This window comes from Caballeronia sp. NK8, from assembly GCF_018408855.1.
In the GTDB taxonomy this organism is placed as follows: Bacteria; Pseudomonadota; Gammaproteobacteria; order Burkholderiales; family Burkholderiaceae; genus Caballeronia.
Map to the genome: position 1 here is coordinate 171,292 of NZ_AP024328.1, position 15,903 is coordinate 187,194.

Annotated in this window: 22 protein-coding genes; 15 read left to right on the forward strand and 7 right to left on the reverse strand. The window is 61.4% G+C overall.

The features are described from left to right. The first annotated feature begins 141 nt into the window (after nucleotides 1-141). The 7 genes from NK8_RS43275 (at nucleotide 142) to NK8_RS41425 (ending at nucleotide 5,198) form a co-directional block, all read left to right on the forward strand. On the forward strand, nucleotides 142-1,158 hold the full coding sequence (locus NK8_RS43275) for an adenylate/guanylate cyclase domain-containing protein (protein ID WP_225936709.1): 1,017 nt from the start codon (nucleotides 142-144) through the stop codon (nucleotides 1,156-1,158). Beyond that, nucleotides 1,040-2,413, forward strand: a complete 1,374-nt coding sequence (locus NK8_RS43280; protein ID WP_225936710.1) for an AAA family ATPase — start codon at nucleotides 1,040-1,042, stop codon at nucleotides 2,411-2,413. The genes NK8_RS43275 and NK8_RS43280 overlap by 119 nt, the downstream gene beginning before the upstream one ends. A gap of 23 nt (nucleotides 2,414-2,436) precedes the next feature. Beyond that, nucleotides 2,437-3,777 carry a hypothetical protein gene (locus NK8_RS43285; protein ID WP_225936711.1) on the forward strand — a complete coding sequence of 447 codons (1,341 nt, stop codon included), beginning with the start codon at nucleotides 2,437-2,439 and terminating at the stop codon, nucleotides 3,775-3,777. Nucleotides 3,778-3,833: 56 nt separating this feature from the next. Next, nucleotides 3,834-4,091: a DUF4242 domain-containing protein gene (locus NK8_RS41410; RefSeq protein ID WP_213233828.1), complete on the forward strand. Its 258-nt coding sequence runs from the start codon at nucleotides 3,834-3,836 to the stop codon at nucleotides 4,089-4,091. A 442-nt stretch (nucleotides 4,092-4,533) separates the two neighbouring features. Then, the gene (locus NK8_RS43940; protein ID WP_213233829.1) at nucleotides 4,534-4,800 is read left to right on the forward strand and encodes an IS3 family transposase; all 267 of its coding nucleotides are present in this window, start codon (nucleotides 4,534-4,536) and stop codon (nucleotides 4,798-4,800) included. Nucleotides 4,801-4,833: 33 nt separating this feature from the next. Continuing rightward, nucleotides 4,834-5,103 (forward strand): DDE-type integrase/transposase/recombinase, encoded by a 270-nt coding sequence (locus NK8_RS43945; RefSeq protein ID WP_213233830.1) that lies wholly within the window; start codon nucleotides 4,834-4,836, stop codon nucleotides 5,101-5,103. Beyond that, nucleotides 5,019-5,198, forward strand: a complete 180-nt coding sequence (locus tag NK8_RS41425; RefSeq protein ID WP_301549921.1) for an integrase core domain-containing protein — start codon at nucleotides 5,019-5,021, stop codon at nucleotides 5,196-5,198. The genes NK8_RS43945 and NK8_RS41425 overlap by 85 nt, the downstream gene beginning before the upstream one ends. Nucleotides 5,199-5,340: 142 nt before the next feature. Here the strand turns inward: NK8_RS41425 and NK8_RS43290 are convergent, their stop codons facing one another. The 4 genes from NK8_RS43290 to NK8_RS41445 all read right to left on the reverse strand — a co-directional run bounded on the left by NK8_RS43290 (nucleotide 5,341) and on the right by NK8_RS41445 (nucleotide 8,092). After that, complete coding sequence (locus NK8_RS43290) at nucleotides 5,341-5,580, reverse strand: response regulator (protein ID WP_225936712.1); 240 nt, start codon at nucleotides 5,578-5,580, stop codon at nucleotides 5,341-5,343. A gap of 416 nt (nucleotides 5,581-5,996) precedes the next feature. Further along, nucleotides 5,997-6,218 (reverse strand): hypothetical protein, encoded by a 222-nt coding sequence (locus NK8_RS41435; protein WP_213233835.1) that lies wholly within the window; start codon nucleotides 6,216-6,218, stop codon nucleotides 5,997-5,999. Nucleotides 6,219-6,504: 286 nt separating this feature from the next. Then, the gene (locus NK8_RS41440; protein WP_213233836.1) at nucleotides 6,505-6,774 is read right to left on the reverse strand and encodes a DUF1488 family protein; all 270 of its coding nucleotides are present in this window, start codon (nucleotides 6,772-6,774) and stop codon (nucleotides 6,505-6,507) included. 106 nt (nucleotides 6,775-6,880) lie between these two features. Further along, entirely contained in the window at nucleotides 6,881-8,092 is a 1,212-nt protein-coding gene (locus NK8_RS41445; RefSeq protein ID WP_213233838.1) for a tyrosine-type recombinase/integrase, read from the reverse strand. Nucleotides 8,093-8,242: 150 nt separating this feature from the next. On the opposite strand from NK8_RS41445, the gene NK8_RS41450 reads away from it, so the two are divergent. The 3 genes from NK8_RS41450 (at nucleotide 8,243) to NK8_RS41460 (ending at nucleotide 9,959) form a co-directional block, all read left to right on the forward strand. Then, a complete protein-coding gene (locus NK8_RS41450) occupies nucleotides 8,243-9,250 on the forward strand; it encodes a DNA-binding protein (RefSeq protein ID WP_213233839.1) in 1,008 nt (335 codons plus the stop codon). 82 nt (nucleotides 9,251-9,332) lie between these two features. Further along, on the forward strand, nucleotides 9,333-9,608 hold the full coding sequence (locus NK8_RS41455; RefSeq protein WP_061121713.1) for a hypothetical protein: 276 nt from the start codon (nucleotides 9,333-9,335) through the stop codon (nucleotides 9,606-9,608). Nucleotides 9,609-9,680: 72 nt separating this feature from the next. Next, entirely contained in the window at nucleotides 9,681-9,959 is a 279-nt protein-coding gene (locus NK8_RS41460) for an HU family DNA-binding protein (protein ID WP_014253199.1), read from the forward strand. 28 nt (nucleotides 9,960-9,987) lie between these two features. Here NK8_RS41460 and NK8_RS41465 read toward each other — a convergent pair whose 3' ends face one another. Then, nucleotides 9,988-10,164: a hypothetical protein gene (locus tag NK8_RS41465; RefSeq protein ID WP_225936603.1), complete on the reverse strand. Its 177-nt coding sequence runs from the start codon at nucleotides 10,162-10,164 to the stop codon at nucleotides 9,988-9,990. A 127-nt stretch (nucleotides 10,165-10,291) separates the two neighbouring features. On the opposite strand from NK8_RS41465, the gene NK8_RS41470 reads away from it, so the two are divergent. From NK8_RS41470 to NK8_RS41480, 3 genes are all read left to right on the forward strand, one after another. Further along, on the forward strand, nucleotides 10,292-10,732 hold the full coding sequence (locus tag NK8_RS41470; RefSeq protein ID WP_187608299.1) for an SET domain-containing protein: 441 nt from the start codon (nucleotides 10,292-10,294) through the stop codon (nucleotides 10,730-10,732). Between the two features lie 111 nt (nucleotides 10,733-10,843). Then, nucleotides 10,844-12,052 (forward strand): hypothetical protein, encoded by a 1,209-nt coding sequence (locus NK8_RS41475; RefSeq protein ID WP_213233840.1) that lies wholly within the window; start codon nucleotides 10,844-10,846, stop codon nucleotides 12,050-12,052. Between the two features lie 173 nt (nucleotides 12,053-12,225). Continuing rightward, nucleotides 12,226-12,663, forward strand: a complete 438-nt coding sequence (locus tag NK8_RS41480) for a hypothetical protein (RefSeq protein ID WP_213234723.1) — start codon at nucleotides 12,226-12,228, stop codon at nucleotides 12,661-12,663. A gap of 1,040 nt (nucleotides 12,664-13,703) precedes the next feature. Here the strand turns inward: NK8_RS41480 and NK8_RS41485 are convergent. Continuing rightward, the gene (locus tag NK8_RS41485) at nucleotides 13,704-14,063 is read right to left on the reverse strand and encodes a hypothetical protein (RefSeq protein ID WP_213234724.1); all 360 of its coding nucleotides are present in this window, start codon (nucleotides 14,061-14,063) and stop codon (nucleotides 13,704-13,706) included. 134 nt (nucleotides 14,064-14,197) lie between these two features. Next, a complete protein-coding gene (locus NK8_RS41490; RefSeq protein ID WP_225936604.1) occupies nucleotides 14,198-14,605 on the reverse strand; it encodes a hypothetical protein in 408 nt (135 codons plus the stop codon). A 342-nt stretch (nucleotides 14,606-14,947) separates the two neighbouring features. Here NK8_RS41490 and NK8_RS43295 point away from each other — a divergent pair, with 342 nt between their 5' ends. Both NK8_RS43295 and NK8_RS43300 read left to right on the forward strand, forming a co-directional pair. Beyond that, nucleotides 14,948-15,379, forward strand: a complete 432-nt coding sequence (locus NK8_RS43295; RefSeq protein ID WP_225936605.1) for a hypothetical protein — start codon at nucleotides 14,948-14,950, stop codon at nucleotides 15,377-15,379. Further along, entirely contained in the window at nucleotides 15,376-15,837 is a 462-nt protein-coding gene (locus tag NK8_RS43300) for a hypothetical protein (protein ID WP_225936606.1), read from the forward strand. Before NK8_RS43295 ends, NK8_RS43300 begins: the two co-directional genes overlap by 4 nt. The last annotated feature ends 66 nt before the right edge of the window (nucleotides 15,838-15,903 follow it).

Consider the following 15,903-nt stretch of genomic DNA (forward strand, 5'->3'; position numbering starts at 1 on the left):
AGGATGCAGTGTTTTTCAGATACTTAAGAAAGTTCCCTCGCCATATGACTGTCCAGACTTTCCCGGGGCCGGCGCCGGAGCGCGTGACAACGCGCACCGCCTCGCGGATGATGAAGCCGGAAAGACAGCAGAGATTCAGCGATGACCGACGATCTGGCGACATGGTTGGCGCAGATTGGCCTCGGCGCTCATGCTGCGAAGTTCATTTCGCAAGGAATCGACTGGGATGTGCTCGGGGATCTTTCCGAGTGCGACCTGAAGGAACTCGGACTTAAGCTCGGCGACCGCAAGCGGCTCGCAAAAGGGCTCGCGAGTCTGACGGACACCCACGCGCATGCGCTTGGGCGGGTAAGGGAGTGCGCAGGCTCACCCGGCGCGACGGAACGTGAGGCCATCGAGGCCGAGAGACGGCAGATCACAGTGATGTTCGTCGATCTCATCGACTCTACAGCGCTCGCCGAGCGCTTCGATCCCGAGGATCTGCGACGCCTTCTGGGCGATTACATCAAGCCTGTGCGCGCGCAATCGAAGCCCATGAAGGCCATATCGCGCTGTATATCGGCGATGGCCTGCTCGTCTATTTCGGCTACCCGAATGCGCACGAAGACGATGCCCGTGCGCGCGGTGCTCGCCGCGCTCGCCGCCATAGAGGCGCTGCGCGAGGCGAACGATCGCATCGAGACTGAGTGTGGCGTTCACCTGCGGGTGCGGATCGGAATCGAGGCGGGCCTCGTCGTTGCGGGTGCGGTAGGCGCGGGATCGTCGCGGGATCAGCAGGCGATCGTTGGAGAAGCGCCGATCATCGCCGCAAGGCTACAGGCCATCGCTCCGCCCGATGCGATCGTCGTGGGGCCGACCGCGCAACACCTGATAGAAGGATCGTTCAAGCTCGAAGACCTGGGCTACCGGGAATTGAAAGGGATCACCGGCCGGTCCGCGTCCAGCGCATTCTCGCGCGCAGGCCGACGCAATCGATCGCTTCGAAATCAGGGCGGTCCACGGCATCACCCCGCTCATCGGCCGGGCCGCAGAACTCAACATGATCCGGCAGCGCTGGAAGCAGGGCGTCGAAGGCGAAATGCGCTGCGTGATGCTGACTGGCGAGCCGGGAATCGGGAAATCCCGCATGCTTCGGGCGTTTTGCGACAGCATCAGTGACGATTCGCATGGGATCGTCTCGCTTCACTGCTCCGCCTACTATCGCAACAGTCCTTTCTGGCCGGTTCTGCGCTGGCTGCAGCGCACGTTCGGCGTCGGCCGGGATGCGGCCGCTGGGCCAGGTGGTACGGATAGTGAGCGGCTCAAGGCGGGCATCGCAAGCCTCGGAGTCGATGCAGACGAGGCACTGCTCGTTCTTGCGAACTTGCTCGGCATATCGGCAGCCACGTGCGGTCCGGCCGTCGACACCTCTTCGCCTTCCTTCAAGCGCCGGACGCTGGATGTGCTCGTTTCCATGCTCGAAGCGTCAACGCGCGATCGGCCGGTGCTCTTCGTTGTCGAAGATGTGCACTGGATCGACCCGTCGTCATTCGAATTCGTTGGACTGGTGATCGAGCGGCTGATTTCCGCGAGACTTCTCGTCCTGCTCACGGCACGACCGGAGTTCGAATCGGGATGGACCTTCCCGCATCTCGTACAGGTCAATCTCGACCGGCTTTCGCGCCGCGACTGCGTGGCGATGATCGAGCGGCTCACGGGCGGCAAGTCCTTGCCTGCGCTCGTGCTCGATCAGATCGTCTCCAAGACGGACGGCGTCCCGCTCTTCTTGGAAGAACTGACGAAGGCCGTTCTCCAGGGCGATCTGTTGCAGGACGCCGGAATGAGCTACGAGTTGAAAGGCGCGGCGCAGGCGATCGCGATTCCGGACACGCTGCAGGGCTCGCTGCTGTCGCGGCTCGACCGGCTCGATCCAGCCGTCAAGGAAATCGCGCAGGTCGCGGCCACAGTGGGACGGGAGTTCGGCGCAAAGCTGCTGGGCCTGATTGCGTCGACGTCGGAGAACGAACTGCAGGATGAGCTCGATTGTTTGATCGCAGCCGAAATCATCGTTCCGGCCCCGGGCAAACGCGCTGACGACGATGCCTATATGTTCCGACACGCATTGATCCAGGAGATTGCATACCAGTCGCTCCTGCTCGCGCGCCGGCGGCACTATCACGCGCGCATCGCCGCCGCTCTCGAGGAACATTATCCGGACATCGTCGAGCGGCAACCTGAGCTGATCGCACAGAACTTCGCCGCGGCCGATCTGCCGGTGCGGGCGATTGGCTACTGCAGCGTGCCGGCGAGCGGGCGCTTGCGGGCGCGGCTTACGACGAGGCCATCGCCCATGCGCAGCGCGGACTCGAACTCGTCGATCGATGCTCCTGCGACGAGCCTGACCGGGCGACCCGCATCCTGCCATTACTGCTGACAAGAGGCCGGGCAGAACTCCGGATGGCACAACGCGAGGCGATAGCGACCTTCCGCGAAGCGGCTCGCATTGCCCGCGACCAGAAGCTGACTCCGTATCTCGTGCAAGCAGCATTGGAGTTCGACACCGCCGAGACCTTCCTCGAAGGCTCCGGTAATGCATCGCTTGCGCTGCTGGAGGAGGCGCTCGCCGAGACCGACGCCGAGGAATCGGTCGAGCACTGCCGCCTGCTGAGTCGGCTCGTGCGCACCGTTCATATGACAGGCGCACGCGAACAAAGCAGCGAGTTTGCACTGCAGGCCGTCGCGCTCGCCCGACGCCTGAACGACCTGCCTAGCCTTTTCGACGCATTGGCGTGCGAGTTGATGCATGTTGGTGCGCTACCGTTGTCCGCGGACAGCTTTGTCCAGCGGGCAAACGTCTTACTGGAGCTGAGGCACATTGCAGAAACGCTGGGCGATGCACACACCATCGGCCATGCATGCGCTCGATGTCTTGCCGGGTATCTGGAGATCGGCCAGGTGGACCAGTTCGAAAGCGCGCTGGAGCGGTATCGGCAAATTGCCGCCAGTGGGCAGCACTTCGTCGACAAGTGGTGCGTGACTGGGGCGCAGGCGATGCGGGCTATTCTTGTCGGTGATTTCGCCGAGGCGGAACGAAAGACGCGCGACTCGCTACAGATGGCGCAAAGCGCCGATGCGAATCTCGCAACCGGCGTCTACGGCATGCAGATGTTCTCGATTCGCCGCGAACAGGGCCGGCTCGCGGAGGTAGCACCGATCTTCAAGCGCTTTATCGACGATGCACATTCTGAGGATACGACTTGGCGGCCAGGATACATGTTGATATGCAGCGATCTCGGCTTCGAAGCGAAGGCACGCGACAATCTCGATCGGCTTTCGGAATCGGCATACGGTGTCCCCATGGACAGCAAGCGGCTGGTCACGCTTGCCTATCTGGCGGAAGTGGCCGCGCGCCTGCGGGATGTCGGACATGCCGAACGGATCTACGCCCTTCTCCTGCCATTCCGCGACCAGGCCGTCACGGTTCCGGTCTTTACGCTTTGCTGCGGTTCGGCGGCACGGTTTCTTGGCATGCTGGCCCACGCGCTCGGCGACTGGTCGAGCGCCGAACAACATTTCGAATATGCGCTGCACATGGACGAACGCTTGCGTGCGTGGCCCTGGCTCGCGCATAGCAGACACGAATACGCGCTCATGCTCACGGCGCGCAATCGCATCGAAGACAGGAGACGAGCGCAAGACCTGCTTGCGCTCGCGGCAGCTGAAGCCAGGAAACTCAGAATGTTCGCCCTCGTCGAGCGTATTGGCGGAGCGCAGTCCGGCGCAGGGACCAGAAACTAACGCGAGATATCGCGCGGTTCGACGTGCGATGCGCGGTTTATATCTAGGAGGATGCCATGCCACGGTTCATGATTGAACGCAATTTTGCGGAACAACTCGAGGTGACAAGTGACAGCGCAGCGAATGTGAAGCGAATCAACGACGAGGAAGGCGTGGAGTGGCTCTTTTCGTTTCTCAGCGCAGACAAGAAAAAGACTTATTGCCTGTATGAGGCACCCGATGCCGAGGCCATCCGCGCCGCGGCACGCCGCGCAAATCTGCCGGCTGATGTGATCATCGAGGTAAGCGACTTGCGGCCGGAAATGTTCGGCTAGATGTCGCTGGACAGAGTCTGTGATCTTAGGGCTGCAGCGATGCAATGATGGGATCGCTGACCACGCCTTCGGGCAGCACCGTGATCAACGATCGACGCGTTCACGACTGCGCGGAAGTATGTCGACTCGTTCTTAAAGTGCGAACATGACGCCGAAAGGCACGCAGGCGCTCTACTGCATGTCGCCGATTTCATGCGGGTACGTCCACGACCGTTGCTCCTCGAAAGCGGCTGCCGGAAATAACGGAGGGGTTTTCGTGCTGACCTATATTCCGCACACTGGCGCAGGTAAATAACCGATCCGACAGTGATAAACATCAGACACAGGCCGGACATACCTAACTGTTTCGCCCTCACTTGAGATTGACCCGCCAAGACGGATATCTATCGATTACTACCCGTGGCTAGCACGCGAGCCATCAAAGCATTCGCGTAGCGCTCAGTTGCTTGCGCGCATTCGTACGCTCCATGCGAGTTCGCGCGGTACATATGGGGCGCCACGCATCCATCCGCAGCTCGAGCGCGAAGCCGTGCACGTTGGACGTAAGCGGGTAGCGCGCCTGATGCGCATCGCGGGCCTATGCGGTGCAGTCGACGGGGATGGTCACACACTACACGACGACGTTCGGCAGCTCGGCTTGCGCCGGACTTCATACGCCGACACTTCAGCGCGGGGGGCCGAAGATACTGTGAGTGACAGATGCCACTGATATCACGAGCGAAGGGTTCTTCTAGTTGGCCGTGTGCTTGATGTTTTCAGCCGGCGCACCGTTGGCTTGGCGATGCCGAACCATCTTTATACCGAGCCCATGTTGCGCGCCCTGGACAGGGCTCTCCAGCAGCGACGTCGCGAGGGCGTGATTCTGCATTCCGACCAAGGGGTCCAATACGCATCCATTGCCTTTGGCGACGCTGCCGCGAGGCCGGCGTGCAGCCGGCGATGGGTACAGCCGGCGACGCTTACAACAACGCGACGTGCGAGTCATTCTTCGGCACGCTCGAAGCTGAGTTGATGTCACGCGAACACTTCGCGACCCATGACCAGGCACGGCGGCGCATCGTCTCGTTCATGAAAATTTGGTACAACGCTTCCGCCAACAACAGATAGCTCTAGGCCTGCAACACGGTCTTCGCGTCGCGGCTGCAGCGAGCGTCGTCGATGACCTGCATGAGCGCCTCGAACGAGAAAGGCTTCTGCAGACTGACATCGAAGAGCTGAGCAGTTTCTCTCTGACGGTCTGCGTCTCCCGTCATTGAGACGAGAAAAACCCGGAGAGAATCGGCGTTTCCCTCAGCGAACGCGCGACAATGCTGCCCATGATGTCGGGGAGGTTCTCGTCAAGGAAAGTGATGTCAAAAGCACCGGTGCGAAGGAGCGTGAGCGCGGTTTTGCCATCGTAGCCCACGGCAGCACAGTGGCCATAGCAATCCAATAAGAAGGCAAGACTGTCCGCGACTGACACATCGTCGTCAATAACGAGCACTTTCATTCAATATTTCCTATTGCAAGAAGTTCGTGGCGCTGCCAAGAATTCTTCTTATGTAATGGATTATTGAATGGCGTTGCCTCCTGCGATTTGCACTGATGCAAGGTCGAGATGGCAACTATAGCGGACGATGAAAGCTATTTGTATGTGTCAAGACGTCGCCAATACGCGTTTAATTTGTGCAACCCAGTCGGGCGGCCGACTAACCGGGCAGAGTGCCGCGCTTGCGAAACAACTCAGCACGCGCTCACGATCATGGGGCGGTCCAGCGGGCTGCTGTACTCCCGCAAGCAGCCTTTGATCTTCCGACAGCCTGAGTGGCCGATGTGGGTCGATTTCGCCCCTTGGGGCGCTGTGAGTAAGCAGCTCTGTGTTCGGCTGCGATCGTGGAGCGCGTGTTACTGGATGGAGCTCGCAAGTTATGAGCGGAGCTGGAGAGCGATCTCTTCGAGCGTGTGCGGAATGCTGAGTTGAGCGTCGAGCGGGCCGGCGATGCTGTAGCCACCATTTCCGGCGGCGTCGACGACTATCAGAGCTACGCAGGCGGCGCCCGTTGCCTCTCTGACTTGTGCGGCGAGTTCGCTGAATTGTCCGGGTGAGCCCGGTGCATGCGCGATCACTTTGGGAACCTGGTTGCTCATGTTTTGAATCCCGAAAGATATAGGCAATTTGGCCCGCCGCGAAGAACCCGGTTTCGCGACGCGATCGATCCGCGACACGACACAGGATGTCCGCCCAACGGGGAAGGGCAATGCGCACCCACCGAAAAATAAGGCACAGAGCGTCGCGCGGCAATCTCCCAAAGGAACGGCCGCGAGATGGCGGTCGGCGACCGCACAATTTTGCAACTAATCGTCTGCCCGCGAACGACCTCCACAGCTGCGCCAGCAACACATGCCACTAGCGTGATCCAGATAGGACTCTCGCTCAGCCGTGGGAGAAGTCGGCCGTCGTTAATTCGAGGCGGGTCGATGGATGCGCGAGTAGCTTGCGATGCGCAACGGCGTGAATACGGTGGACGCCATCGTGGAAGGTCTTCAACATCTTGGCATCATCCGCATCGGCTGGCAGCCAGAAACAGGCCTCCAGCGCGGCACGCACAATCATGCATTTGACTGCGCCGTTCTTTCCCGCTAGGACGAAGGTCACGCCGCGTCGGTTAGTCGAAATCTGTGCTTCAAAGTCAAGGGCTTCCATGGCGAGTTCATCGTGTTGCGCGGTCAAGCGATTTTGGCATGACCTCGCCCGGTTTGGGAGACGTGCCGCTCGAACGGGCGCAAGACACCGATGATGTCCGGTTCAGTCACCAGTCTACCCGGTGCTTTTCTTCGGTCTCTTGATGGCGCCGATCGTCGTCGACGTGCAAATAGATGCTGGTCGTCGTCAGCGAGGCATGGCCGAGGTTGTCGCGCACCATGCGCAGGTCAATCTTTTGGTCGGCCATGTGCGAGCCGGCACTGTGCCTGAGCCAATGCGCGGACGCTTTTTCGAGCAGATCAGCCCGCGCGCTTGCCGCATCGTCGCGCTCCCGCAGACGCGCGGCGGCACCCGCGAACACGTTCTTGACGATGGCGTGAAGCGCCGCGCGCGTGAGCGGCGCGCAGGTTTCTGTGCGTTCGTTTGACGCCGTGGCGCCGATCGGCAACACGAGCGGCGTGTCTTCGTTGGGCGACGGCAGGGTGCTCAAGCCGAGGTGCTGCCGATAGCGGGACAGTTCCATCATCATCTCGCGCGTGGCCGGCACGAGCCGTTGCTTGTCGCCTTTGCCGTGCACGGCCAGCCACCAGCGCAGCGCGCCGTCCGCATCGTGTCGCACGAAGAACTGGCCCATGGTATTTGCGCCGACCTCTGCAATGCGCAGGCCGCCGAGATAGAGCAGAGTGAATAACCATCGGACGCGGTACGCGTGGGCTTTTTCCCGGTCCGTTTGCTTGGGCATCGTCGCAATGAAGTCCTTGACCTCCTGCCACACGCTCGGCTCCAGATAGCGGGTGATACGAGGCGCCGCGTGGCGCGTGCGTTGGCGCGAGAGCGATAGCGGATTGCCGGCGAGATAACCGGCCTGCACCAGCCACGAGAACATCACGTTCAGGATGACGGTCGCCTGGCGTTGACTGGACGGCGACAGCGGACCGTAGAACGGCCGCCAGCGCGCGTCGCTGCGCGGATGCTTGCGTCCGCCCCCGGCCACCCATGTGCCGGCAGGCTGCGGGTCGGCGAGAAACTGCTGATAGCGCAAGCAGTCTTCATGGGTCAAAGAAGAGAGGGGTTTGCGCATCTCGACGACCGACCAGAGCAGGAGCCGTTCGGCTTCCTTGCGGTAATTCTCGAAGGTGGTTTTCGTGTCGACAAAGCGTGACAGCCATGCGCGGATCGCGTCGAGGTCGTGGTCGGCGGCAATCTGGGGGCGCCCTGTCACAGCCCGATTTAGGCCTGCGGAGCCGTTCAGCGGCGCTGGGATGACGACTGCTTCGAGCGGTGCCGGTTGCAATGCATAGGGCGGTGAGAATGGCATAGGGGGGCTTTCAAGTCATGTTCGTTTTGGCGACAGCTCGGCATAGGAATATCAACATTATACGGTTAATGTCAAATCGAAAGCGCCGATGAGTTAGATAAAGAGCGAAATACGTTGTATTATTATTGCATTCTCGGCTCTTACCCGCTTATGTCCGAACCCCTTTCCGACGAAACCCGTCTCGCGGCCGATATCGAGCGCCTCAAGGTCGAATTCCCCAAGACGCGCGAACTCTATCGCGAGGTGTGCGCGCTGCTGTTCTTCCGCTTTGGCGTCGCGCCGACGGCCAATCGCCTCTACAACCTGGTCCGACGCGGCACCATGAGTACGCCGGCTAACGTGTTGAACGAGTTCTGGACAGAGCTGCGCGAGAAAAGCCGGGTGCGCATCGAGCACCCGGACTTGCCGACGGACTTGAGCGGAGCGGCGGGCGAGCTGATCGGGACGCTCTGGACTCGGGCGACGACGTCTGCACAGGCCGAACTGACGTCGCTGCGCGACGAAGTCGAAGCGCGGCGTGCCGAGGCCGAGCAGAAAGTCGTCGCCGCACGGGAAGAGCTGGGTCGCACTGAAACAGCGCTCGAGCAGCGCACGGCGGCGTTGCTCACGGCGCAGGTCGAGATTCGCGAGTTGGAGCGGCAGCAGGCCGAAGAGGCTGCCACGCGCAAGGCGCTCGAGGCGCAGATCAAGCGTCTCGGCGAGGAGGCCGTTGCACGCGAGCGGGAATTGGAGAAAGTACGTGATATTTTCTCGCGGGATCTGGAGAAGCTTCGCGAGACCGCGAGCCGTGCCGAGGAGCGCGTGCGCGCATCGGAAAAGCGGGCACTTCTCGAAATCGATCGGGAACGCAGCGCGACGGCCAAGGCTCAGAAAGAATTGGCCGAGGCGGCCAAGCGGGCAGACAAGCGAGAGGCCGAGCATCGTCGCACCGTCGAAGCGCTGCAGGCGCAGCAGGGCGACACGCGCCATCAGAACGGGGTACTTCAGGGCAAGCTCGCCGCGCTCGAAGCCGCGCATCACGCGCTTCAGGAACAGCTGAAGTCGCTGCGCACCGCGGCGCGGCCGTCGACCCGCGTGCCCGCCCCGGAAGCCCGTTCGGGGCGAGTCGCCCGAAAGGCACCGGCTGTCAAAACGGCGAGCGTGAAAGGTCGCCCGTAGATCATGATCGGATCGCGCCCGCGGTAGGCGCAATCCAAGGCCGAAGGCGCGCGGTGCGCGTGGTCGGAAAAGGAGCGAACAGATGAGAAGATCGGCAGAGAACAAGCTGCGAGTGGTCGCGGTGCGGATCGACCCCGTCATCGAACAGCGGTTGCGGGTGCTGGCCGAGGCCACGGGGCGCAAACAATCGTTCTTTCTGCAGCGAATGATCGAGGAAGGCATCGATGCGATGGAAGAAATCTGGCTGTCGCCGGACACGCTGGCGAAGGTGAGAAATGGTGCTCTGCCCGAACTGCTCGCCGCACAGAGCACCACCTCGGATCTGTTCGATCTGGATGCGACCGACGCAGCCTCGTAGCAGCGACGGTCGCCTGTTTTCGTCGCGGTTCGGTAAGATCGCGTTCGTTTTCACAGTGAGGAAGAGACTTCAATGAACAAGCAGGAACTGATCGACGCCGTGGCGTCGGAGTCGGGTACGAGCAAGGTCGCGGCAGAAGAGACCATCAATGCCGTGTTTGAGACGATTTCGAAAGCAGTGGCTGCCGGTGACGCCGTTCAGCTGATCGGCTTCGGATCGTTTGGGACCGGCGAGCGGGCCGCACGAACGGGTCGAAATCCGCAGACCGGTGAGACGATCGAGATCGCCGCAGCCAAGACCGTCAAATTCACGGCCGGCAAGGGTTTCAAAGACGCCGTCAACCAAGCGTGAACCAAGGCGGCCTCAGTCATGCCGCCGCTTAGAAGAGCTGGTCGTCCAACGGCCGCAGATTGGTCAGCTTGACTGCCGTGAGGCGTTCGGTGCCGTCCGCGTGAATCGACCGGATCATGATCCGTTGGCCACGCGCTTCGCCCAGCACCTCGACGATGCGGTCCTCATAGCGCACAAGCGTGCCGCGAGGCGGTTTGCGTTTCATGCGGCTGCGACCGGTCGAAGAAGGCATAGGGCGTCAAAGCTCGTGCGTCGATCGCATTATGCCAATTCGCAGCGGCGATACCACATCGTTTTCGCCGGCTACGGCACAAACAGAGAGGGCAAAGGTTATGCGCCGCATCGTGGTACGTTCTTCGCCGGTCCACGGACGCGGTGTATTTGCACTCACCCAGATCGGGGCTGGTGAGACAGTCCTGGAATACAAGGGCAAGCGCGTGTCTTGGGCACAAGCGCAGCGCCAGTATGCGCGTTCGGCCGCCGAGGACGGCCACACGTTTTACTTCGACCTTGACGACGGGCGCGTGATCGACGGCGCGCAGGGCGGCAACTCGGCGCGCTGGGTCAATCACAGTTGCGCGCCGAACTGCGACACCGAGCAAGATGGCAGCCGGGTTTTCTTCCACGCCCTACGCGACATCAAGCCGGGCGAAGAGTTGTTTATCGACTATCGACTTTTTGTGGAAGGGCGAAAAACTGCTGCGCTCAAAACCCTGTATGCGTGCCGCTGCGGTTCCCACGCCTGTCGAGGGACGATGCTGGCCGGGTCCTGAACCGCCGACCGAATGGTGTCCACGCACCACCGACTATCGCATCCCGACTACGGACCTGCTCGCGACCGCGACGACTTCGACGCACTGAAATGCTGCCGGAACGTGACTGTCATGCCCTCATCAAAATGGACCTTCGCTTCACGCTTCCGACGCAACGCATTTGGATGGCGATCCTCGCTGCCCATCCAACGCCTGAAGGAAGCGGTATCTGAGATTCGTTCGGCCGCCCGCGCCGATGGTGCGCTTGGTGCGGAAGGGGCCGTTCTTCTTCTTGAAAGACTATCGCCCGCACTTGAGCAAGTCGACAGTTCTTCGGGCGCACTGGGCAGCGCGGTCAATCGTGCTATCGAGGCGCTCGTGCCAATCATCGCAGCCGCCGACGTTGAGCCCGCAGCACGGGAGCGCTGGCTGGAAAGGCTTTTCGAGGCGTTGCAGGACGATCAGATGCCCTACATCGAGAGCCTCGGCGAACATTGGGGAAGCTTGTGCGTCACGCCCGAGTTGGCAACTCCATGGGCGGATCGGCTGTTGCCGCTCGTCACGCATGTGCTGGAGGCGGAAGGATTCAACTGCTTCGTCGGCGTGGTGCCGTGCTTGAGTGCGCTCTACGCAGCCGGCCGCTTCGAGGAGATCGTTGAGCTTGTGCGGCGCGATCGCCTAAGTTCCTGGTGGTATCGGCGTTGGGCCGTCGACGCGCTGGTCTGCCTCGGACGTCCGGGCGAAGCACGTCGCCTTGCTGAAGCGAGCCGAGGGCTGAATGCGCCCGAATCCGCAATCGCGCGCACCTGCGAGACGATCCTCCTCGAGTCCGGCATGACCGAGGAAGCGTACGAGCGCTATGCGCTTGCCGCCAATCGTGCAGGCACGTACCTCGCAACTTTCCGCGCGATCACCAAGAAATATCCCGGGAAAGCCCCGGCAACGATCTTGTCGGACCTGGTTCGAAGCGAGCCTGGGTCCGAAGGCAAATGGTTTGCCGCCGCCAAAGACGCCGGGCTGTTCGATCAGGCCATTGCGCTGTCCAGACAGAGCCCGATCGATCCTAAGACGCTCATACGCGCCGCGCGAGATTTCGAGACGAAGCAGTCCCCATTCGCGATGGACTGTGCGCTGTGCGCATTGCAATGGATGGAGGCCGGCTACGGCTATGAGGTGTCGATGAGTGACGTCAACGATGCCTATGATGCCCTCATCGCAGCGGCGAGTGCGAGTCAGGTCTCGAAGGCAGCGGTGGACGATTGCGTGCGACGCCTGATTCGCGATGCGGACTCGCTGGTTGGGCGAGCGTTGCACACGCGCATGGAGGCCGAGCGGCGCTAGACAAGAAGGGAATAGGTTTCTGCTGACGTAGCGCGTCGGCGCCGCTTGCGCATTCGCGGGAGCCCGGCAAGAACCTACCTCTAGCCAAAGTCCAATACACGGCTGCGCATGCTTTCTTGACTTCTCGTGAGCCTCGATACGCTGGTCTCAACGGATCAGGAGACGCACAGCGTATGAAGTCAATCGTAGCAAAGCGAAATCATCAAGTGCCGGATACTTCAGCGGACGTGCCGAAGCGGACGTCCCTGGAAGCGGATCGTGAACTCGCGCATATACAGAAAGTGGTGAAGGCAGTACGGGCAACATCCGTTCCGTTGCCGATAAGCGTTTGCTACTGGAGAGCGCGCCTGCACGAGCTTCGCTTCGCCTATGCGTTACTTCCCGTTCAAGTTGCCCGGCTGTCTGCGCTTGAGATTGACGTCGAGAATATCGCACAAGGACAGGCGGACGTCGGCGCGGGCGACGGACGGCCGCGTGGCGTAGTGAGTGAGGCCGGCAAGCGGTCTGTGGACCGATGCGGTTCTTACGCGTCGACCCGACAACTCGGCATTCGCGCACGAAAGCCCCGCGCGCAGCGCGAATTCGATCGTCCTGGCGCCCTGTGTTCATAGGTCGTGACGTTGCCGCTAGAGCAGAACCGCCTGTTGTAATAACTCCAACGCCTTCAATTCATCCAAGCGACCGGTGCGTGCCTTGCCGGCGAGCGTCTTCAGGAGCGCCTCTGCGATAGGTGAGATCCATCGAGACCGTCCAAGTTGGTCGCGGAAGTGGGGGAGGACGGCGTGTCAGCGGGGCGGGTGACATTTGCAACCGCAGCTGCGACGCCACCGGTGCGGAAACGGCTGCTGGCGTGTTGCTTTCGATGCGTTGCACGGGACCGTCGCGGCGCGTTGCGACTGCACTGCTGAGGTTCTCGTGGTGAGGGCTCGCAACGTGGTCGCCGTCGCCTGCCGCTATTCGGCTGGCAATGGCTCAATGTGCGCGTTGCTCGGGGCGCTAGGCAGCGCTCGTTCTATCTCGCTGTGTCCGGCGCGCCGCGACTTCTGTGTCCTCAGACGCCGCCACAGCGGTGGGCGGCCGGGTGCTTTGGCCAAGTGTGCGCACGCGTTGATGTGGGGCGCGAGCAGCTGCGCAACTTGACTCGGAATGTCGGGCTTCAGCGCGGGGTGTGTCTAGCCACCCCGCAGGCAGACCTAGCCCCGCGGTGAAGCGCTCGGCTTCAGAGTCATCCATGCGCTTTTTACCGTGGAGTCGGTGCGCCATATTCGATCCGCTCAGACCCAAGACTGCGCCGAGCTTGACCTTCGAACCGTTGCGTGTGGTGAGAACGTGAAGGTGGCCTGCCTGATTGCGCTCTTACGTCACACCGCCGTTTGGACGCGCCTGTTTCCGCCCGGCCGCTTGATGCGATTGGTGCGGTGGGGGCGAATCTCCTGCTCTTGCAGCCCAACCGCTTGCCTGCGCAGACGCCTTTTTGGCACGGGTCTTGGTCGCACCCGACGCTTCTTTCGAACTCTTAGACGCATGGTCGTATCCTTGGACAAACTGCTGACAAGCAGCGATGTCTCCTGCGCACTTGGAAGAAGGGGTGCGTGCTCGATGCCACCTCCATCGACGGTCTCGTCCGCATGGACGAACTCGAGCGGCGCTTTTAGGCGCGCAATCGTCTCCGCGAAAGGACCGATGAAGTGGCGAAAAAGCCAGAAGGCAGCCCAAGCGTCGTTTCCATATGGAAGGCGGTCTCGGGCGTGAATCGCTCTCCGCGCATCAGTTCGGCGATCCTGATCATGCTTGAGTCGAGCCCCAGCGCGATATTCTCCGCGCCGACCGCATCGACGAGGAATCTCAAGGAACGAGTCTTAATAATCGACGCAGGCGTCGCTGCGCCATTGGTCTCTCTTGAAGGAGGTTGGCCCGGCGCTGGGCGCTTCTGATTCGTCAGGTGATGAGGTGGGCGCCGACTGTTTGACTTGCCCCGATATCCCGCATTCGGTCCGCGGGTTTGACTCATAGGAGAACTCCGGTGCAATGCTTGCAATTTCCACGTTCCATTATATCGGCCGTCGTTCGATCTGAGCGACTATCGCCACGCACGCGCAGTGTGTGGTGCTGGCGGGCGCTTTCGCGCGGCGTGGACCGATTGCGTTAGTGGCGCGCCGCGGTGGACATGAGCGGCGAGGCGCGCCCGCTAGCGGCGAACCGTTTGAGCCTGTGCCGTGCAGCAACATGAACATATCTTGGCGCGCTCGCTAGTTGACGGTCCGCCTGCTGCAACAACGCTTCGAACAACGGCAGATCCGCCGCCTCAAGGTTCCATCGTCGCTCTACCTCGGCGCGTTCCAGGCCGCGCTCGAGAGCCGCTTCAGCGCGTGCATAAATAATTACATCCGTGTCGCCATAACCCGCATCTTGCACAAAGAACGTGCCGTAAACGAGTTGGATAAGCTCGTTGAAAAGATAGGCCGATCCAGCGCCGACCCGACAGGCGGCGAACGTCAAGTGATTCGATAACGCGACGGTCTGCGCCGCCGACGGAGGCAGGGGCAGCAGCATCTCTTTGCTGAGCGGTTTGCGAGACAACGACCGAGCAGCTTGCGAGGAAGGGCGACGAGATGACATCGGGAAAGAAGGAACTGGGGGTGCCTGGAAAACGGATGCCGAAAAATCATAACAGGCTGGAAGGGTGCGTTATTGTGGCGCGTGCCTCGTTGGCGCACGGACAGCCCGACCATTTGTGCATCGGCGAACTTCGGGGCATCTGAATGACGCGTCGCTCTTCTTTTGGCAGTCGACAATCAGCGCAGCGTTTCGTCGAACGATTCATGGCAGCTTCTTCGACGCGGCGAAATCGATTAGCCTGTATCGTCTTCATGGACCTTCTTGAGCGCGACGACAATGCAGCAACTCGACATATTTGCCGACAGCCGGGACGTAGCGCTGCGCAATGATGTGGTGGAGCAGTTGCAGCTTCGCGACGCCGCCGCGGCGCGAACGGCACTCACAGTGCTCGCCGGCGAATACCCGAGCGACAGTGCCCTGCCTTCCATGACGGTGCTTGTCCAGCAACTTGAGAACGCATCAACGCTCGCCGTGACCGACCACGCTCAGTTGGCCGTGATCTGCCGTCACTTTGAGAATGAGGTGGCGCACGCTGCCCGACAAGTTTTGCCCGAGCGGTACGCCCAGTTGTGGATGACACAATGCTGGCGTGAACTCGCTCAGCGCGCCGCAGCGTTGAGGTACCGTGCCGGTGACCCCGACAGTCACGCCGCACCTCTGTGGCTTCGGGCAAGTGACTGGGCCGCTGCAAGCGATGCTATCGAATGATTGAGTCCTGGTGGCGCATTCCATCGCCGCTCGCGTGGATGACCGAGGCGCGCTATCGTTCCGCCGGAGTCGATGCTGCGTGGCCGCTAATTGCGGAGTTGGCGTGGGTGGCGCCGGCCCGGTTCACCGCGCTCATCGTCACCCTGCAGGACGCTTCGCTCAACGTGCTGCATCGACGCTTTGATGCAGATTTCCGAGGCACAGGCGAAATCGAAGATTACGCGTGGTTTCCAGCGTGGCTGCTGATCATCAAACCGGCAGTCACAGGCAGGCTCGGCGAGGCGCGCGTACAGCGCGATCTGCCGGCATCGCGTGCGACTGCCTTACTCGGAGAGATTCTGCGTCGAGAACGTGAAGGCGAACAGCACGAACTGATTGCCCTGCGTCAAGAGATCCGCCGCCTGCATTCGGGCCTTTTTGACATATACATGGCAACGCGGAACGTGCAGCACCGATGAGGCCACGTCGCGTACGTTGCCGGGCCTTGGACCACCGCGTCCCGAACGAAAACCGAATCACTGACT